The organism is Pseudoalteromonas sp. JC28, assembly GCF_013319255.1.
Lineage (GTDB): Bacteria > Pseudomonadota > Gammaproteobacteria > Enterobacterales > Alteromonadaceae > Pseudoalteromonas.
Map to the genome: position 1 here is coordinate 288,383 of NZ_QOKX01000004.1, position 20,382 is coordinate 308,764.

Here is a 20,382-nt window from a genome sequence, read left to right on the forward strand (position 1 = left end):
TTTACTAAAATACGCCGGCATTTTTAGAGGGGGAACAGAGTGAATAATTCAGTACTAGCGCTTAGACAGCGTCAAATCGCTGCGGCTCAACGCGAATATAAGGCAAGGGGATCAAAGCTTGCGCGTTGTGAATGCTGCTTATTAGCCACGACTCTATGTATTTGCGATAAAGTCGAAATGGCCAAAGCAGACTGTGCAGTGTGTTTGCTTATGTATCATAATGAAAGCTTTAAGCCCTCTAACACTGGACGCTTAATTGCCGATGTGATCCCTGATAATCATGCCTTTCGTTGGGACAGAACTGAGCCTGACGCTGCGTTATTAGCGCTTCTTTCGGACGAGCAATATGCACCAATAGTCGTTTTCCCAGAGCTGGGCGTAGAGCCTGAACGAGTAATTACTAAGGTGACTCGCACTGAAAGTAAAACACCACTATTTATCTTTTTGGATGGCACATGGCGTGAAGCTAAGAAAATGTTCAGAAAGAGCCCCTACCTCGATAATTTACCTGTGTTATCCATCGCCCCTGAAAAGCTCTCGGATTACAAGCTTCGAGTAGCGCCGCATGAACATCAACTTGGTACGGCAGAAGTCGCGTGTGTATTGTTTGCCGAATGCGGCGAGCAGGATGCGGCAGATAAATTAACCGCGCATTTTATCGATTTTAGAGATGCCTACTTAAAAGGTAAGCGCAGCAAACTGTAGGTCGAAATTTATCTCGACAACACAAGCGCAATATCACGCGACAGATAGGAATAAAAATAAAATAAGAAGCGCGCGACTCATTGCTGAGTCGCGCTTACGGAATCTTCTAAATGCATCCTGCAAAGTTGAGTAGTTCAACGTCCTGAATCTTTCCTCTTCCATGGCATCGCTTGGTGTTCTCGTTTTGCGAATAAAGGCATCTTGCCCTGTGTCCATCTTCCTTTTACACGTCCGTTGTCTTATCCATTGCCATCCACTTGCTAAGAACAAGCCCTTGTTCTAATTGTCCTTGTTTGCTACTTTCCAAAATAGCAGTGCCAATCATCACCTTGTTTTACCTTGGCACTTGGTAGCCTGAACGTGTTGCTTCAAGCTAGGTGTTGCACTGTTAATTGCAACAATTGGCATCTCCTAAGCCACATTTTACCAGTACATCCAATGTACCTTCCTTCCTCATCCTTAACCACCTGCATATCCAATGCAGTAACGTTATCCCTCAACGTTTAGCCTCTCCCCTGAAGCAATCCTTAGGTTCATCATGAACCTTTAATCCCTGTCCTTTAATGTAATCACACCATGTGACATACAATCTCGCTCGCTTTTCCCTATATTCCTTTAAGTGGGTGCTTATCCATTAGCAAATCCTGCCCTGAGCGTATCCTGTGTATCCTCTATCTCTCTTCCTGAGATGTTGTTAAGTATAAGCAGACTAAAAAAAATCGGGAGCAGTGAAATTCAATCTTTTTTGCGTCTTTTTCTGGTAATAATGAATAACTCTTTATTTTTTAATTGGTTACTTTAATTCCGAGTGTTATTTCAGCATGTCTTTACTCAATTTCTGGTAGTTAAGTGAGATATATCTCACAGGTAATTCTCCCGTTTTCTACAACGCTAATTTTATCTTGAGCGTAGTTTCAAATATTCAGGGTGTAAAACGGCACAATTACAGGTAGAATTAGTTGATAATAATTATTGTTTACCTAATGGAGTCTTTATGAAAAAAGCACTTGTTACTATACTGGCAACGCTTACTTGCCTACCAGCAATGGCTGCAGAGGAAGTTAATATCTACTCGTTTAGACAACCTTTTCTGATCCAACCTATTTTGGATGACTTCACCAAGCAAACCGGTATCAAGACCAATGTGGTTTTTGCAAAAAAAGGCTTAATCGAGCGTGTTAAGCGTGAAGGCAAGCATAGCCGTGCCGATCTTGTACTCACTTCAAACTTCAGTGCGCTAATTCAACTTGAAGACGAAAACCTAACACAAGCAATTAACAGCGAAACCGTCACTAAGAATATCCCAGCGAACTTCAGAGATCCTGAAGGCCAGTGGGTTGCGCTTACTAAGCGTGTACGCAATATATATTCTGCAAAAGACCGTGTAGGCAAGTTAGATGCGCTTACGTATGAAGCGCTAGCAGATGAACAATACCGCGGAAAAATATGTACGCGCTCAGGTAAACATCCCTATAACCTTGGTTTAGTGGCCTCTATGATTGCCCATCATGGCGAAGCAAAAACCAAAGAGTGGCTTGAAGGCGTGAAGAAAAACTTAGCTCGTAAGCCTCAAGGTAATGACCGTGCACAAGTCAAAGCGGTAAAAGAAGGACTGTGTGATTTAGCCATCGGAAACAGCTATTATTTCGGTAAGATGATGGAAGATGAGAAACAAAAAGCCTGGGCTGAAGCGGTATATATTAACTTCCCAAATCAACAAGATCGTGGTTCACATATCAACGTTTCTGGTGTTGTCTTGACCAAGCACGCTAAAAATACAGAAAATGCCTTGAAACTCATTGAGTTTATGACCGACAATAAGGCGCAAAATATGTATGCGTCGATGAATATGGAATACCCGGTTAAACCTGGCGTCGAGTTATCGAAACTTGTGGCATCTTGGGGTGAGTTTAAGGAAGACAGCCTACCATTGTCAGAGATCAGTAAATACCGTCCGTTAGCGCTTAAGCTAATCGATGAGGTAAAATTTGACCTTTAATGCAATTATCATTTTCACTGTCTAAATGGCAGAGTTTTGCGTGGCTGATAGGGCTTAGCCTATCAGTCCCGCTGATGTTTTTAATCTTTGAGTCGCTACAACCTGACTCCGAAGTCTTTGCTCACCTTTGGGATACCGTTCTGTGGGATTATGTCCGCAATACGATTTTGCTGATTGTGGGTGTATGCATCCTTTGCGCTTTAATCGCGCTACCACTTGGCTGGCTAACTGCATATTGTGAGTTTCCTGGACGGCGCTTTTTCGAGTGGTCGTTGATGCTACCCCTAGCGATGCCAACCTATTTGATTGCTTACGTGTATACCGATTTGCTAGATTATGCAGGGCCTGTACAAATAGCGCTGCGAGAGTGGTTTGGTTGGCAATCTCCAGACGATTATTGGTTTTTTGATATTCGCACTTTGTCAGGTGCTATCGTGATGATTGCACTGGTGCTTTATCCTTATTTGTTTTTGATTTTTAGAACGGCGCTAAGAGAGCAGTCGTTTAAGCTGGTGCAAGCCAGCCAATTGATGGGCAAGTCGCCTTCACAGAGCTTCTTTAAGGTAAGTTTACCTTTGTCGCGAGGGGCGATTGTGGCGGGGCTGGCACTGATCGCCATGGAAAGCATGGCAGATTTTGCAACCGTACATTACTTTGCTGTGAGCACACTAACCACCGCCGTTTACGATACTTGGTTGGGCTATTATTCACTTACCGCAGCGGCTAAAATTTCAGGCATTATGTTACTGTTTTTATTTTTAGCCCTAACACTGGAGCGAGTGAGCCGCCCAACTCAGGTAGTGCATGAGCGCCAGTCGAGTGTTAACAGTACCACGCTTTATCATCTTAAAGGCGCGCAGGCTTGGCTCGCTAGCGCTTTTTGTTGGCTTATTCTTATTGCGGCTTTTATCGTGCCTACATGGGTGCTTGCAGATTACGCCGTCGACTATTTTGAACAAGCTTGGAATGACGATTTTTTCTTGTATGCGTGGCAAAGTTTAAAAATAGCGTTTTGGGTGAGCGTGGTATTAATTATCATGAGCATGCTGGTGGTGTTTAACCAGCGAGTTAGCAGTGGTAAACGGGTCACGCTACCGGGCAAGCTTGCAAGTACCGGATATGCGCTACCGGGCACGGTGCTGGCAATTGCGGTACTTATTCCACTCACTTTATTAGACGACAAGCTAAATGCTTGGCTTGAAGGTACTTCATTTGAGCCTGGCTTGCTGTTCAGCGGGACGATTTTTGCGCTGGTTTTCGCTTACGTTGTACGATTTTATGCGATTGCGCAAGGCGCGGTCGAATCGAGTTATCAGCGGATCAGCCCAAGTCTAGATATGGCAAGTTTTTCGTTGGGTCGCAATCGTTTCAAAACCATGTTATCAATACATTTGCCATTGCTGCGTCGCGGTATTTTAACCGCAGCACTGCTGGTTTTTATTGAGTGTATGAAAGAACTTCCAGCGGCATTGTTATTACGACCCTTTAATTATGAAACACTAGCAACACATGTTTTCCAATATGTGAGTGATGAGCAGCTGGAGTTGGCTTCTGTCTCTGCGTTATTTATTGTGTTGGTTGGTTTAATTCCGCTTTATGTTGTAAACCGTTCTATGGAGCAGCGAAGTTAATGCATAGTTTAGTGCTTGAAAATCTCTCTTATCGCTATGACGGTGAAGCCGTTGTGGATAGCCTAAATCTGACCGTAGAACAAAACGAGATTGTTTGTTTGCTTGGTGCCAGTGGCTGCGGTAAAACGACCACGCTGAAGGCGATAGCGGGCTTGATTGAACCATTTCAAGGCTCGGTGAGTATTTTAGGCAAAGCCATGAATGGTCATGGCACTTTTGTACCTCCACAAAAACGCAATATAGGCATGATGTTTCAAGACTATGCGCTATTCCCACACCTCACTGTGGCGCAAAATGTGGCGTTTGGTTTAACCTCGAAAAGCAAGCGTGAACGTCAAGACCGAGTGGCTGAAATGCTCCATTTGGTGCAGCTGCAAGACTATAGCGACCGCTTTCCACACGAGCTTTCAGGTGGCCAGCAACAACGTGTCGCAATTGCGCGAGCACTGGCGTACAAGCCAAATTTGTTGCTTCTTGATGAGCCGTTTTCAAATATAGATGCTCAAGTGCGGTTTCAGTTAATTAACGATATTCGCCGTATAATCAAAGATCAGCAAGTTTCCGCGATTTTTGTTAGTCACTCGAAAGAAGAAGCTTTTGCTTTTGCCGATCGGTTGGCAATTATGGATAAAGGGAAGATCGCACAAGTGGGCGAGCCGAGAACGTTGTTCCAACGACCAAAGAGCAAAATGGTTGCTGAGTTTTTGGGTCAGGGAATTTATATTCCTGCACAGCGAATGAATGGCGCTTCGGTAGAAACCCAATTTGGTGCTGTAAAGTCTCTCGTTGAGCTCGGTAATATCGACGCGAAGGGCGAAATGTATGTGAGGCCACAGCACATTACGTTAGAAAACGCCGAGCTTGGCAGCGTTAAAGTACTCAATCAGCGCTTTATGGGAACAGAGTACATTTATCGTGTTGCATTAGAGGGACAAGAGCTCGAAGTCCCGCATCCAGCGCATGAACCGCTCGACTTAAATCAACCAATCTCTTTAAAAATTAAGGCACATGCTGTAAATTTCTTTTCTTAATAGCAAATGAATAAACGCAGGGAGTAGAGCATGGCGCTTGCCCAATCAGGTGTGTGTGCTGAAGCCAATTTGCACGGCTTACACTTGTTCTTCAATGTGCTTGAAGGACAAGATGAGGCGCTAAGAACGGCGCTCGCCAATTGTGGACGCTTGCAAGAGGAGTTGGAAGATAGATTCTCCGAGTCTATGCTGTCGAGCTTTGTCGCGGTGGGTGCGCAATACTGGCCGCACATTTATCCTGAGTTTATTCCTAAAGAGTTAAAAAGCTTTCCACATATTGTTGAGGCTGAGCACACCGTGCATACCCAGCCTTTTGACTTGCTTTACGTGATCCGCTCCGACCGAGAAGACGTTAATCATATCTTTGCTCAAAGTGTGCTACACATGCTAAATGGCCTAGTCGAAATGGTGGCACATGTGCGAGCTTTTCGTTTCTTAGACGGTCGTGATTTTAATGGCTTTATTTATGGTGCAGACACACCTAGAGGGCGCAATAAGCGAGAAGTTGCACTTGTGCACAACCCGAATGCAGCCGACCATCTTGGTAGTTATATTCACGTACAGCGGGTGAAGTTTGATTTACTGCGTTGGCAGGCGTTGCCGCTCGCTGAGCAAGAGCAATTGATGGGGCGTACACGTCTAGACAATGACCTAATTGAAGATTGCGAACCCTGTAATCATGCAGCATTAACCGAATTGAAAGACCTAAATGGTAATGCGCTACTGCTTAACCAAAGCATGCCATTTGGTGATGTATTTGAACAAGGAAGCTTGTCGCTAAGTTGCAGCGCCAAAGGCGATGCTTTTGAGCAGGTACTAAGAAGCCGATTGGGTGAAGGGGATGAATACGACCCCATATTAGATTATTCCAGTGCCGATATGGGTTCTGCGTTTTTTGCACCCTCACTAGAGTTTTTGGCGGTGATGGCAAAAATGCCGGAGTAAGTTACTTTTTAACCCGAGTTCAGGTTTTTTAGCTTTACATCTCCAAAGCCCATCCATGGGCTTTGACTTGTTTCGCAAGCGTTTTTTTGCCGTTACAACATATACGGGTTTTTCGCAGGTGATCCGTTACTAACACCAGGTCTTGATTGAATATCCTCCAGCTTTTGTAAAATGTCTTTTAGCTGTCGCTGCTGGACTTGTTCAGCGCTTGAGTTTGCTAAGGTATTTGTCAGCAAAGTGGTAACGGCTTCAAGCGCTTTTGTACTGCTATCATCAACGTGATTGTCGACTTGAATATGCGGTTGTGCCACCGCTTCTAAGCGCTCAGACAGGTTTTCAAATAGCGTATTTTGCTGCTGACCTTGTTGACCCAACGCTTGTTGTATTTGCGCTTGGGTGCTGAGTAAGTCATTGAGTTTGCCAAGGTTAGCGAGTAGCTGCTCGTTGTTCGCAGTGCGTTTGATAGCGTTTTGCAGCCCCGCAATTTCTTCTGCGACTTGTTGCTGTGAAGCTATCAATTGCTTTAGCGGTGTAGCGTAAGGTTGCTGCGTTAAGGCCTCACGTAGCTCAGTTAACTGCGTGGCAAACTCTTGCTCGTTAAGCACTTGAGCCAATTGTTGCAACAGCGCACTGTAATCAAAGCTAAGCTGCTCTTTATCGAGTTTAGCGGCGATTTGCGAAAGGGATTTATTGACAAAGCTCAGCTGTTCAACGGCCAGCTGCGCTGGGCTTCCCTCATCGCTATTGCGGTGCAGGCGGGCATATTCGGCCTTGATGTCATGCCAGCGCGTTGCTTCTTCAGCCGTTAAGGTACCGCGTAATTCAGCCAGTTTCAGTAAGTTTTCTTCGCTGCCTTTGCTAAGTGTTTGTGCTTCACCGCGATAGTGATCTTGAATTAGGTTTTCAAGTTCACTGTCATTCATGGCAGCAACCACCTTTTCAGCCATCTTATTCATGTTACGGTAACTGCCTTGTAGCTTAAACGGCGGCTCGGTTCGATAGTTATCATCTTGCGCTGCTGAGGCTATATATTGGGCATTTACTTTGAGCACGGTGTTGCGAATGGTGAGCAGCTTTTTCAGTACGCTGACAATTTCATTCACTTGCGCTTGAGAGTAATTAAATTCCAATTCATTGATGGAGATGCCTTCTCCGTCGGCAATGCGTACTAGCTTGTACAAGTCTTCCATACCACGATTGGCAAGTGGCGCGAGCACCGCATTGGAAGTAAGCGTATTTTCAATAAAGCTCATGGCAAATTCTTGTTCGCAGCCACTGAGGGTGTCACCGAGGTTGTAAATATCCGCACGGTTGGCAAGCATATCTGGGATCTTAAAAGATTCACCGGATTCGGTGTAGGGGTTTCCTGCCATCACAACGGCAAATTTTTTGCCTCTCAGATCATAGGTTTTACTGCGGCCATTCCACACACCATCTATGCGTCTTGAGCCGTCACATAAAGAGATGAACTTTTGTAAAAATTCGGGGTTGGTGTGCTGAATATCGTCAAGGTACAGCATCACATTATTGCCCATCTCAAAGCTTTGGTTGATCTTCTCAATTTCTTTTGCGGCGGTCGCGTTGATGGCTTGAGCAGGATCCAAAGAGACTTGGTCGTGACCAATGGATGGACAGTTGACCTTAACAAAGGTGAGTCCTAAGCGGTTAGCCACATACTCTATTAACGTGGTTTTACCATAGCCCGGAGGGGAGATAAGCAGCAACATGCCCATTAAGTCGGTGCGTTTATTGTTTCCTGCAGCCCCTATTTGTTTTGCTAAGTTATCGCCAATAATAGGGAAGTAGACTTTGTCAATCAGCTGGTTACGTACAAATGAGCTTAGTGGTCTGGGTTTAAACTCATCCAATTGCAAGCGCTGCTTTTGTGCCTCAAGCACTTGTGCTTTTAACTGTTGGTACTGTTTGTAGGCCGGAACATGAACCGTGAGATACTCGTTACTACGGGCAAAAAAGTCTGCGTAATCTAGGTGTAGCACTTGGTTCTCGATCCGTGGGTGTTGGCCCATTAAACCTGAGATCTCGGTTTTTATTTCGGCTTCTTTGACTTGGTAGGTGATATCTAACTGGGTGGAAAGCAAAATGCAGTTAGCTGCCTCAAGCAAGGTCTCAGCACTTTCATTTTGCTTACTGCCATAGGCGCGCAGCCAGCTGCTTAACAGGCGGCATTTGTCCGCAAGTTTAGTCAAATGTGTTAATGAGTCTTCAAGCTGTTGCCAGACGCCTTTGGCCTTTGCCATCGAGATAAACTGCTCGCTGGTGTGTTTTGCAGGTGAAGCCAAATCAAATTGTCTCGGCTTGACTTGCTTGGCAAGGGCTTTAATTAGGTAAGTTGCGCTTAACTCGCCTGAAAAGCGGTGTAGCTCGGTTAAATAGCTCGATAAATTTTGTTGGCAAAATGCGGTGATCTTTTCACTCAATTCTTTGCTTAGCTGTTGGCTAAAACTATAGTCATCTAACTTCGTTGCCATCAGCTCTGCTTGTGTGGCCTGAAACGCCAATTCAGCTAGCTCAGCCTTGCTTTGTTGAGTATAAAATAGCTGTGCCGCAATTCGACAGCTGGCAGGGTAGACGAGTAACTCAAGCTGTCGTTTTTGTTTTAGTAAATTAACTAAGATCAGGCTGGCATCTTGATCATGAATGCCTTTTTCATAGCCTTCTTGATATCGAGGTTCTGCAAATTTTTGTACGATAGACAGTAAACTTCCCTCATCAACGGCAAGTTCTAAATCCGCTAGACTAAAGTCGTTGCCATCTTGCTCTGCAGCCGCTAATACTTGAGCTGCAAGGTACTCGCCTCGATATAAGTGACGATTTTCTGAGATCAGGTTTTGCTGCCAGTATGTGCTTGCGTCATTGAGTTGTTGATTGACCTTGGCGTCAGGAATGGTATCAAAATACTCAGTGCCAGTGAGGTGTAACATCAGCTGTTCACCACGAGGCAGCAAAGTCAAATCAAGGATTTGTTTATTGAAACTAAACGCATGTTTGCCGACTTTAACGGTATTGCCACCATCAATATAAATATCTTGCTTGTCTCGCAAAGCGCGGATCGCTTGATCTTTGCAGGCCTTGAGTTTGGCTTGAATATCATCCGGCTTCACTTCATCGCTTAGGCTTTTTAGCTCTTGCGTTAAATCGCGAAGCTTGCCAATCATAGGATCGGAGGCAAAATAGCTATTGATGTCATCTAAGGTTTTAAAACTTTGCGAGCGTCGCGTCACCCCCTGTAAAATCCGCTCTGCTGCGTTTGCTAGGCTCAGCGCGCGGCGCTGTCTTTCGTCAATGAGCTGCTGTTTGTGCGCCTCAAAACTTTCATAAACGTCATCACGTTTAGCCAAGATCTCCGTTAAAAATTCATCATACTGACTAAATTGAGACTCGAGCTCTTCTAATTGAATGAGTAAGCGAGATAGTTGGTCGTCACATTGCTCTGGGGTTTTAGCAGCGCTTAGACCGCTGGTAATACTTTGGCTGAAAAGCTTAAAACGAGCCGCAAATTCGGCTTTTGCTTCAACACTGCCCACGCTCTTTTTCTGGATTTCTAACGCTGCTTTGGCGCGGTTTACTTGACCATAAATGGCGCTGACATCTTCCAAAATTTTAGTGCGAATGCGGCTATCGTCAATGTCGAGATCCAGCATGGTATGGTTGAGCAAATCAAGTTCAGCGCTTAAGGTTTCCAAGGTCGCCAAAAAGCCGTTAAGCTCGGTGACACTCTCTGTTTGCGCTCTGGCTTGCTCTAAGGAGTCTAGCTGCTCGTAGTAGGGCGCCAAAGCACTATCTTGCTGCAAAAACTCCGCGGTTTTATGGCTTAAGCTTAAGGTTTGCTCATCAACCTGCTGCTGCATGGCAGATAGCGCGTCAAGATTGATATACTTCACTTCTTCAAGGCTTATCACTTTGCCTTTTAAGCGTTTGAGAGATTCTAAGCTCTGAACGAATTGCTCTGCTGTTTTAAAGCTATCAGGTCTCACCTCGCGAAGCACATCTTGCATGGCTTGCTCTATTTCGGTTTCTGCGCGCCGAGCGTCGGCCTCAATTTGGCTTACCTTTTCAAATTCGTCTAGTACCTGCTCCGAGGTTTCAAAAATTTCATGTAGTTTTGCTGTGACATCTGCAAAGTCCGCTTCAGCAAGCCAATGATAGCGGTCTAAAATACTGCGGGTGAGAGCAATTAAATCTTCATAATGAAAGACTGTGGGGCTTTGTTCGTTAATGGCCTTGAACACACTGTATAAATCAGAGATTGCGCGTACTAAATCCGGGTTGCCGATCCGGCCAAATAAGCCGGTTGCGCGAGGGGCTTGTGCGGCAAACTCGCTGCCACAAAATGGGCTTTGCCAGATCTGAATAGGGTGCACGCGCTCAGGCTCAGGCTCTGCTTTAAAGGTTAGCGTTAAGCCATCGTCATAAATTCCATAGCCATGACAATAAATGGGATTTTGCAGGTTTTTCTCAATAATATTGTAAGAGAAAAGTGCGTAACGACCCTCGTTTGGTTCGTAGAAGATATACAGTACATCTTCACCATTGGGTGATTTGATCTGGCGATGGAAAATTAAATCGTCCAGTTGGTCGTCAAAATAGCGTGTTTGCCCAGATTGTAAATAATAGCCACCAGGAAAAATAATTCCCTGGTTCTCAGGTAATTGAACACAGGCACCACCCAATGCATCTTGGCGCAATACCTGCTGGGTGCGGCAATTATAAATAAAATAACGCCACTGTTTTTCTCGGTAGGGAAGTAATTTTAACAACACCATTTCGCCAACTTCGGCAAAACGTAAATCGCAATCTGCGAGTGATTGACTGGCGTCATCAACGGCTTCTTGATAAATACCTTCACCGCTTTGGGTATTGTTTTCTATTTTTACGGTGAGTTTGCCACTCGATACTTCAATAAATACTTTGTCGTTTACATTAATATGTGGGTGACGGCCTTCGACGTGATCGGCGCGATCGGTTTTTTGCCATTCAAAGTCAAAGTTTTCCACTTCGCCTAGGTCACGCTCTCCTCGATTATCAATATAATCTAAGGTGTCATCTTTGGCGATTTGCCAGCGGAACACACGAACATCGGAGAGTTTTTCGCCAATCTGAAATAGCGCAAAGAGCTTGTTTGATTTAACAAATAGGTGTTGTAGCCGGGTGTCTTTGTAATACGTGTATAGTTCATCAAAGTCCCGTAAGAAACGCTGGTCAGTGAGGAATTTGGTTTCTTGCGGATAAGGTTCTATTTCGTAGTGGTCTTCTTGCAAGTGTAGCTTTTGTACGGTGAATACATCGCTGACTTGGGTATTTTGTTTAAGCCCCATAAAGACATTATAAGCAAAGATAAGCTTGTCGCCGATCAGTACGATGTCGCGCGGTACGCAGTTATGCTCAGTACGAACTCTTGCTCGACCTTTCACTTTAAGCTCGGTGCTGCCAAAAGTATCAACACGCTGTTGGTTGAGTTTATCTATTTGACTTTTCAGTTCGCTGCCAAAGTTACTAAGTCGGCGTTTAATCAGTTGATAAGAGTCTTGTTCGAGCGTTCGCTCTGGCGCTTGTTGCGTTGCTTCCGTCATTCTTTGCTTTCCTATGTGCGCTGTCGCAAATGGGGGAGAGGAGCCAAGCAGATTGACTCCTCAGGGTTAATTACTCTAGTGGTTCGCTTTGTTTACTGCCATTTAACGAGCCGCCAAGTAACTTGAGTAGCTGCTGTTTGTCCGCATCTGAGCTATTGCTTAGTTGTTGGAAGAACTTACTCATGTTGATGTTTTTTAGCGTTTCCGACGACGCATTTGCACCAGCCAACACCCCTTTTAGGTCGTCCATCAAATTACGCTCACCGTTTAGGTGATCTTTAAATACGGTTTGTACCGTCTTACTTTCGCCGACTAAGCCGTCAATTGACTTGCCCACTGTGATGGCATTCATAAACTGGTTAAAGAACTGGCCGTCGCCGCCCATAAAGTTGATATCAGCACCGCTTAGTGCTTTACCTAATACTTCAGCCTGACTTGCAGAAACTTGTTTGTTTGCCTCGATACTCGCAAGCGTCAGCTCTTTCTGTTGATTTAGCTGTAGTGTAAAGCCTTCGTATTCACGGGCGTCTTTATCCATCTTATTAAGTGCTTCCAGCTTCTCTGTAAGACCTTTGGCTTCTGCTGACATCTTACGCTCAAGGTTGATAGCTTCTGCTTCACCTTGTTTTTCAATTGCTTCAGCCATTACTGATTGAACCTCAGCTTCTGCTAAACCAATTTCACGTTTGCCTTGTGCCTCGGCTTCACTTTGCTTCTTGGTTGCCTCTGCCATTGCAGCTTGTACTTCGGCTTCGGCGCGGCCAATATCACGTTTGCCTTGTGCCTCCGCTTCTAGTTTTTGCTGTAGCACTTTAGCGTCTGTTTCACCTTGTATCGCACTAGCAGCTGCTTTTGCCTTGATAATATCTGCTTCTGCAAGACCAGGCGCTGCCGCTTCAACTTGGGCAGCTTCGGCAAGAATCTTCTTCGACTCTGCGGTTTGGTTCGCAATACGTAGTTCTGCTGCGGCCATTTTTTCCATTTCACGGGCTTTAAATTCGGCAGCTTGCTCTTTAGCTTTAGCCGCTTCAATATCTTTAACCAACGCTTCTTCGGCCTCAGCTTGAGCAAGAATAATTTTCGCTTGCTTCTCACGCTCGGCTTCAGCAATACATTGCACGTCTTTGATGCGCTCTTGTTCCTCGGCAACGGTTTTCTCTACGGCAACCCGTTCACGCTGAACATCGGCGATTTCTTTTTGCTCGACTTCCAGTGCTTTGGCTTTTTGGATACGTAAAATTTCGGTTTCGCGTTCGCGCTCAATAATTTCAATCTGGCGAGAACGCGTGACTTTTTCTTCTTCTATGCCGAGTAAGCGAAGGCGATTTTGCTCTGCAACATCGATTTCGCGCTGTTTGTTGTGTTCTGCAATTGCAATTGCTTCGTCTGCTTTGAGGCGTGCTTCTTCGGCTTTTAAGCGCTCTTCATGCTTAACACGTTCAGCTTCAGCGGCTTCACGAGCGCGCACCGACTCGATTTCACGGCGTTGTCTCGCGCTGGCATCTTCTCGTTGGCGCTCGACTTCTGCGGCTTTTTCAAAGGCAGCTTGGTTTTGGTTGTCGATTTGCGCTTTTTCATCACATTTAAGCTGGTTAGTTTCCACGTTTTGGCGTGAGGTTTTTTCGGTAATACGGCGAATACCTTCAGCGTCAAGAATGTTATTTGGATCTAACTTGTCGATAGAGGTTTGTTCAAGATAATCAATCGCCACATCTTCTAACGTATAGCCAGATAAATCTTGTCCAATCACTTCTTTAATAGAATCTCGGAACTCATTACGATGCGTAAATAGCTCCTCAAAATTCATGCGCTTACCAACGGTTTTCAAGGCTTCGGAGAATTTTGCCTCAAATAATGCTTGTAAGGTTTCTGGTGCCGATGCGCGGGCACAGCCAACTTGTTTAGCAACGCGTAGGATATCTTCTTTGTTTTCGTTTACGCGAATGTAAAAAGTGATGGCGATGTCAGCACGGATATTGTCTTTACAGATCAGGCCGCTATTTTCACGACGCTCTAATACCATGCGGTTAGTTGAAATATCCATGACTTCCATTTTATGGATCACAGGCAGCACAATGCCGCCCGTTGTCGTGACATCTGGCTCGTTTTTCATCTTGTTGATGATTAATGCCTGACCTTGTTCAACCTTGCGGTAGAACTTTCCAATCAGAAGTAGAATGGCAAAAATAATGACGATGGATATGCCCACGATTGCGAGCACCGGTCCGAGGTTGTTTAGAAATTCCATGTTTTTTCCTGCGTTGCGCTATGTTGTTTGAGTTGGTATTAGCAATGCCAACTCGTTCCTAAATTCCGTTATTTTCCGTACTATTACCAAGGTTTAGCTACAATTGTGTAGCTATGTGTAAGGGTGTCATGTTCGATAAGTAAGGCACTGTCTCCTAGTGTGAAAGTGTTATCTTCATCCGAGCGCACTTCGATGAGTTGATCTGTTCCTTGAATATATACTCTGGCTTGACCGAACGTGTTGCTAACTCTTGATGTTGCAATAACGCATTCGAGCCCAACCAGCGCTTGCTTTGATGTGGTTTCTTGGCTTTCGAAAAAGCGTCGTAGTGGCCTTACAATGACGGCGGTTAGTGGTAATGCTGCAATGAGGCTGGCAAGCATAAATACCGTGCCCATCAGGTAGTAAAAAATGCCATTGCCCAGTAGGTAAGCAAAAAACTGTTGCACATAGATACTGATAATCCAGCCCAGCGCGATGATTAAACTCAATGAAATACTGACAGGGACGCCGCCAAAAGCGACTTCCCAAAAAGAACCAGAGCTTGCGCCTTCGGCTTCAATATCAACATCGCCTTCTAAGATATCGATATCAGCAAAACCGAGTAAAGCAATTAACCAGAACAACAGCACTATGAGTAATAGTGTTGAAAAAATAACAGTGGGAAACGTAAATGCAGTATTTAAAAATTCCATTGCTGATCCTAGTTCCTTGTATTTCCTTTTAAGCGGTTAAGTCAGTGAATTGTCCACTCAGCGCCGCAAGGTGTCTTTGTGTTTATCAAGCGGTGAGCTCCGCATCATAGAATGTGAGATGATTGAGTGAAGCGAATAGCGTTCGTGTCCGGTAAGACGGAGACACTGTAGGAAACAAATCCGAGAAGCTAATCAATCAGCTTAAAAACCATCCATGCGTAGTGAGAAAACTTCACATGCGTTTCTAAAGTTGCCACAATTAGACATATTATGTCAAACGTTTTTTGCTGTAAAGATAAGCAATTTATTCTGTTTATCGTGATAGTGGGGAGGCGTGTTCGTAGAAGCTAGAGTATCAGAGTATGTGCTAACCTGTGAGTTAGCACCGATAAAAATAATAGACTAAACGTTATCGAACAGGGTTTTTACTTTATCTAAAGTAACGTCGATTTCAGATACTTTGGCAGGGGCAATAAAAATCGTGTCATCGCCAGCGATGGTACCTAATACGCCGTCTGCGGTGCCTAATGAGTCAAGTAGTCTCGCAATTAACTGTGCAGCACCGGGACTGGTTCGAATAATAATCATCATTTCGTTGTGCATAATATCAACGACTAACTGACGTAAAGGGCTTTTTGCTGTTGGCACGCTCATTTCAGCGGGTAAGCAGTAAACCATTTCTTGCTTGGCATTGCGGGTACGCACAGCACCAAACTTGCTCAGCATGCGCGACACTTTGCTCTGACTGACGTTGTCAAACCCTTGTTGTTTTAGAGCATCAACAATTTCACCTTGAGAGCCAAAGTTTTCTTCTTTTAAAATGGCTTTAAATGCTTTGATCAGTGCTTCTTGTTTTTCTTGCGGCTGCATAGTCTGTCTTCTTTTACGGCTAATCTTTAAATTCTACACAAAACCGCCGAGATTCCCAAATTTGCGCGATCAAAATGGCAGTCGTAAAGCATAAGTGTACAAAGTGTCGCGATCTTTACACTTTTATTTAAGACATTAGTCAAAAAATCTCGAAAATAACCATGATTAATTTGTGTTTAACAGCGCTTTTCATTATCTTTACTGCACACTCAATTCCACCTTCAAATTATGGAGAATTCAAATGAAAGTTGCTGTATTAGGTGCCGCTGGCGGTATCGGTCAAGCTCTATCTTTATTGCTTAAAAATGGTCTTCCAGCTGGCTCTGAGTTAGCGCTTTATGACGTTGCACCTGTTGTACCTGGTGTTGCAGTTGACTTATCTCACATCCCAACTGCGGTAAAAGTAGCGGGTTATGGTAAAGACGACCTAGACCCGGCTCTTGCAGGTGCTGACGTAGTGCTTATCCCTGCTGGTATGCCTCGTAAGCCTGGTATGGACCGTGCTGACCTTTTCAACGTTAACGCAGGTATCATCAAGACACTTGCTGAAGGTATCGTTAGAAGCTGCCCTAAAGCACTTGTTGGTATCATCACAAACCCAGTAAATGGCACGGTACCAATCGTTGCTGAAGTGTTCAAAAAAGCAGGTACTTATGATCCAGCTCGCGTATTCGGTGTAACAACCCTTGACGTTATCCGCGCTGAAACTTTTATCGCAGAGCTTAAAGGCCTAGACGTTGCTGAAGTTAAGATCCCAGTAATTGGTGGCCACTCTGGTACTACAATTCTACCTCTACTTTCTCAAGTTGAAGGTGTTGAGTTCACTGACGAAGAAGTTGCTGCACTAACGACTCGTATCCAAAACGCGGGTACTGAAGTGGTTGAAGCTAAAGCGGGTGGCGGTTCAGCTACACTTTCAATGGGTGCAGCAGCAGCACGTTTCTGCTTCTCACTAGTGAAAGGTCTACAAGGTGAAGAAGTACTTGAGTACGCATACGTTGAAGGTAACACAGGCGATGCAACATTCTTTGCACAGCCAGTTATCCTTGGTAAAAACGGTGTAGAGCAGTTACTTCCTTACGGTGAGCTAAGCGCGTTTGAGCAAAAAGCAAAAGACGACATGCTAGCGACACTTGAAAAAGACATCAAAGAAGGTGTTGATTTCATGGCGTAAGCCAAATTGATACAAAAAACCAGTCGCTTCACAGTGACTGGTTTTTTTATGCTTGATTCTTCTTATACCAGTTGTATTAAGTAAATGATCTATCTTGAAGCGGGGAAATAGCTTTAGTAGCAAGGCAAAAATTTTGCTATTTAGTTGTTCTAAATGAGAAATTTTTAACGAAGCTAATATGCTATTTCACCCTTCAAATTGATTAGAGAATTAATTCAATTGGTATTAGTGAAGAATACGTGCTCTAATAGTTCCTTCAACCGCACTTAACTCTTTCAACGCCACTTCAGAGTGGTCGCTATCGACGTCGATAACCACGTAACCAATAGATTCATCTGTTTGTAGGTATTGCGCCGCAATATTGATACCATGCTGAGCGAACGCTTGGTTGATTTGCGTTAGTACGCCTGGGCGGTTTACGTGTACGTGTAATAAACGACTTCGGTTTGATAATTCAGGTAGAGAAACCTCTGGGAAGTTCACAGCCGTGACTGTTGAACCGTTATCTGAATACTTCGCCAACTTACCCGCGACTTCTACACCGATGTTTTCTTGTGCTTCTTGGGTAGAACCACCAACGTGTGGGGTTAGCAGTACATTGTCAAACTCGCGTAGTGGTGAGACGAATTCTTCATGATTAGATTTTGGCTCAACGGGGAATACATCAATAGCAGCGCCGGAAAGTTTCTTTGCCGCTAATGCTTCAGCTAAGGCGTCGATATCAACAACCGTTCCGCGTGATGCATTAATTAGTATTGCGCCTTGCTTCATCACTTCAATTTCGGCCATGCCGATAAGGTTTTTGGTCTGCGACGTTTCTGGTACATGCAAACTGACCACATCCGCTCTTTGTAGCAGTTGCGTAAGCGTGTGTAACTGGGTTGCGTTACCAAGCGTGAGCTTATCTTCGATGTCATAAAACTCGACGTTCATCCCGATATTCTCAGCCATAATGCCAAGCTGGGTGCCAATGTGACCATAACCGATAATACCCAGCGTTTTACCACGGGCTTCGTATGAACCGTCGGCAGATTTATCCCATTCACCGCGATGTGCCTTTGCGTTACGTTCAGGAACACGGCGCAATAACAAGAGAATTTCACCCAGTACGAGCTCAGCCACAGAGCGGGTGTTAGAAAATGGCGCGTTGAATACGGCGATACCGCGTTTTTTAGCGGCATCCAAATCCACTTGGTTGGTGCCGATGCAGAAACAGCCAACAGCGACCAGCTTTTCAGCCTGTTCTAATACTGCTTCCGTAAGGTGGGTACGTGAGCGGATCCCGACAAAGTGAGCATCTTTGATCCGCTCGATCAACTCAGGCTCCGGTAAGGATGTTTTAACGTAGTCTATGTTGCTATAACCATTGCGCTTTAGTGTCTCAACGGCGCTTTGGTGCACACCTTCTAACAACAAAATTCGAATTTTATCCTTTGATAACGAAACCTTGCTCATCTGTAATCTCACTAGTTGATTTTAGGCCCTTCTGGAGTGCCTGTTATTACAACGTCAGCGCCACGCGCGGCAAATAAGCCATTAGTCACGACGCCAACAATCTGGTTAATTTTTTCTTCAAGCGCTTTTGCTGCGCTAATTTCTAGGCCATGCACATCAAGAATGACATTGCCGTTATCAGTGATAACGCCTTGGCGGTAAACCGGATCGCCACCTAATTTTAGTAACTCTCTTGCCACGTAGCTACGCGCCATAGGGATCACTTCAACAGGTAGTGGAAATGCGCCTAGCGTCTCAACATGCTTTGTATTATCAACGATACAAACAAATTTCTTGGCAACGGCTGCAACGATTTTCTCGCGCGTCAGTGCTGCGCCACCGCCTTTTATCATTTCATTGGTGCTGTTGATTTCATCTGCGCCATCAACATATACCGCAAGCTCTGACACATCGTTTAGCTCGAAAACTTCAATACCAAGTGCTTTTAGCTTCTCTGTTGAAGCTTCAGAGCTTGATACTGCCCCTTTGATTTGATCCTTGATACTGCCAAGCGCATCAATAAAGTGGTTTACCGTTGAGCCTGTACCAACCCCAACAATGGTGTTTTCTTCTACATAGTTCAAAGCTGCCCATGCCGCGGCTTTTTTCATTTCATCTTGAGTCATAACGCTACACTTAGTTGTCATTGAAGTTGTATGGAGTATAACTCAATCAAAGTGTCAGCGTCATGGTCAAAAGTGCCTCAAAATGCGCTTAACTATTTGCCTGCTCAATTATTTTTTGGCCAAGTGTACAGTTTGGTCGGAGTGAGGATAGTTGGGAGCGGTACATCCCAAGCTGCTGTTGGTAAGCTCGGAACTTGCTGGCAATCATGAGCAAGGCCAACAAGTGCTGGTTTAGCTCGCTGCTCAGCGTAATGTAACGCCAATGTTCTATCGTAGTACCCACCGCCCATACCGAGGCGATTACCTTGCTCATCAAAAGCAACCAGAGGCATCAAAAGTAAATCCAATGATGCAAGCGGTGCCACAGCTGAACAATCTAACTTAGGTTCCAAGATAGCATAGCGATTTGCCTTCATGGGTGAGTTTTTTTCATACTTCTGGAAGAGTAAATTTGCAGGGTTGAAGGGATGGATTACGGGTAAGAAAACCTGGTGATTTTTATCCCAAAATGATTGAATTAAAAGGGATGTATCTAGTTCGCCATCGTTTTGAATATAGACCCCTATATTGGCATTTTTTGGGAGGTTTATTTGTTGAAAAAAATTAATGTTGAGATGTGCCGCGGCTGTATTCTGTTGCTCTGCTGATAGCGAGTTTCTTGCGTTTCTAATCATTTTTCTCAAATCAGCACGAGTAACTTGAGATTTATTTGTGTTGTTATTAGTTTTATTCATTCTAACGCGAGCCACTCAGGGAAAAACAAACTTACACCAAGCAGAATAAACAAAATAATTAATACAGCGAGCAGATAATATAGCCAAGTCTTAGATTTAGCTGGAGGGCTAGGCTCAAAGTCCAGCTCATCAAATAGCTCCTTCGTCTCCCACTCTTCGTCTGTTGTATCTTCTATTTTAGTATGGGGAGTTGGTGCTACGCGTTGCTCAAGTTCCTCTAATCGCTCTTCGATGCGTATTAGACTACTTGTGATGTAATCCAGCGCTTCAAATACGCGCTCTTGATCTGCGTTGGTTGGGGTAGCGACTGTTTGGCTTTGTAGCTTGGCGTTGATCCCCGCGCTTGCAAGTAATTTTACCTGTTTTAGCGCTTTGGCTTTATCTGCAGGAGCAAACAAGTTTTTGCCAGCGTAAAATTGCTGGATCTTTGAGGGTGAGGTTTTCAACCTGTCTGCCATCGCGATAGCGGCGCTTTGTTGATCCTTACCGTCGGCCATGCCAACGAAGACGACTTTAAACTGCTCGTTCATGGTGCGTGCCTAAGTTGTAGAGAGATAGTATTGAGTATATCTAGATTATAGGTAACTGTAGAAGGATAAAAGGAAATTTTTACAACCCGGTGAGCATTAAGATAAGTGA

General features: G+C 44.6%; 14 protein-coding genes. 6 read left to right on the forward strand and 8 right to left on the reverse strand.

All coding sequences use genetic code 11. The features are described from left to right. Positions 1-39: 39 nt before the first annotated feature. From DS891_RS11125 to DS891_RS11145, 5 genes are all read left to right on the forward strand, one after another. Positions 40-705: a tRNA-uridine aminocarboxypropyltransferase gene (locus tag DS891_RS11125; protein WP_174169828.1), complete on the forward strand. Its 666-nt coding sequence runs from the start codon at positions 40-42 to the stop codon at positions 703-705. 1,045 nt (positions 706-1,750) lie between these two features. Continuing rightward, complete coding sequence (locus DS891_RS11130; RefSeq protein WP_227387669.1) at positions 1,751-2,704, forward strand: Fe(3+) ABC transporter substrate-binding protein; 954 nt, start codon at positions 1,751-1,753, stop codon at positions 2,702-2,704. Further along, positions 2,704-4,335 (forward strand): iron ABC transporter permease, encoded by a 1,632-nt coding sequence (locus DS891_RS11135; RefSeq protein WP_174169830.1) that lies wholly within the window; start codon positions 2,704-2,706, stop codon positions 4,333-4,335. The genes DS891_RS11130 and DS891_RS11135 overlap by 1 nt, the downstream gene beginning before the upstream one ends. After that, entirely contained in the window at positions 4,335-5,366 is a 1,032-nt protein-coding gene (locus DS891_RS11140) for an ABC transporter ATP-binding protein (RefSeq protein WP_102057384.1), read from the forward strand. The genes DS891_RS11135 and DS891_RS11140 overlap by 1 nt, the downstream gene beginning before the upstream one ends. A gap of 30 nt (positions 5,367-5,396) precedes the next feature. Further along, entirely contained in the window at positions 5,397-6,311 is a 915-nt protein-coding gene (locus DS891_RS11145) for a Dyp-type peroxidase (RefSeq protein WP_174169831.1), read from the forward strand. A gap of 92 nt (positions 6,312-6,403) precedes the next feature. Here DS891_RS11145 and DS891_RS11150 read toward each other — a convergent pair whose 3' ends face one another. From DS891_RS11150 to argR, 4 genes are all read right to left on the reverse strand, one after another. After that, positions 6,404-11,902 (reverse strand): DNA repair ATPase, encoded by a 5,499-nt coding sequence (locus tag DS891_RS11150; RefSeq protein ID WP_174169832.1) that lies wholly within the window; start codon positions 11,900-11,902, stop codon positions 6,404-6,406. A gap of 70 nt (positions 11,903-11,972) precedes the next feature. Beyond that, on the reverse strand, positions 11,973-14,150 hold the full coding sequence (locus DS891_RS11155; RefSeq protein ID WP_174169833.1) for an SPFH domain-containing protein: 2,178 nt from the start codon (positions 14,148-14,150) through the stop codon (positions 11,973-11,975). 83 nt (positions 14,151-14,233) lie between these two features. Then, positions 14,234-14,845, reverse strand: coding sequence for an OB-fold-containig protein (locus DS891_RS11160; RefSeq protein ID WP_174169834.1), 612 nt, complete (start codon positions 14,843-14,845; stop codon positions 14,234-14,236). A 402-nt stretch (positions 14,846-15,247) separates the two neighbouring features. Then, positions 15,248-15,715, reverse strand: a complete 468-nt coding sequence (argR, locus tag DS891_RS11165) for a transcriptional regulator ArgR (protein WP_010372285.1) — start codon at positions 15,713-15,715, stop codon at positions 15,248-15,250. Between the two features lie 241 nt (positions 15,716-15,956). Between argR and mdh the strand changes: the two genes are divergently transcribed. Then, a complete protein-coding gene (gene mdh / locus DS891_RS11170; protein ID WP_095729865.1) occupies positions 15,957-16,889 on the forward strand; it encodes a malate dehydrogenase in 933 nt (310 codons plus the stop codon). A 225-nt stretch (positions 16,890-17,114) separates the two neighbouring features. Here the strand turns inward: mdh and serA are convergent, their stop codons facing one another. From serA to DS891_RS11190, 4 genes are all read right to left on the reverse strand, one after another. Then, the gene (gene serA, locus DS891_RS11175; RefSeq protein ID WP_039493776.1) at positions 17,115-18,344 is read right to left on the reverse strand and encodes a phosphoglycerate dehydrogenase; all 1,230 of its coding nucleotides are present in this window, start codon (positions 18,342-18,344) and stop codon (positions 17,115-17,117) included. Positions 18,345-18,355: 11 nt separating this feature from the next. Beyond that, positions 18,356-19,009, reverse strand: a complete 654-nt coding sequence (gene rpiA, locus DS891_RS11180; protein WP_010372275.1) for a ribose-5-phosphate isomerase RpiA — start codon at positions 19,007-19,009, stop codon at positions 18,356-18,358. A gap of 104 nt (positions 19,010-19,113) precedes the next feature. Then, the gene (locus tag DS891_RS11185) at positions 19,114-19,743 is read right to left on the reverse strand and encodes a 5-formyltetrahydrofolate cyclo-ligase (RefSeq protein WP_174169835.1); all 630 of its coding nucleotides are present in this window, start codon (positions 19,741-19,743) and stop codon (positions 19,114-19,116) included. Continuing rightward, positions 19,740-20,273, reverse strand: a complete 534-nt coding sequence (locus tag DS891_RS11190; protein WP_174169836.1) for a hypothetical protein — start codon at positions 20,271-20,273, stop codon at positions 19,740-19,742. Before DS891_RS11190 ends, DS891_RS11185 begins: the two co-directional genes overlap by 4 nt. Positions 20,274-20,382 lie beyond the last annotated feature (109 nt).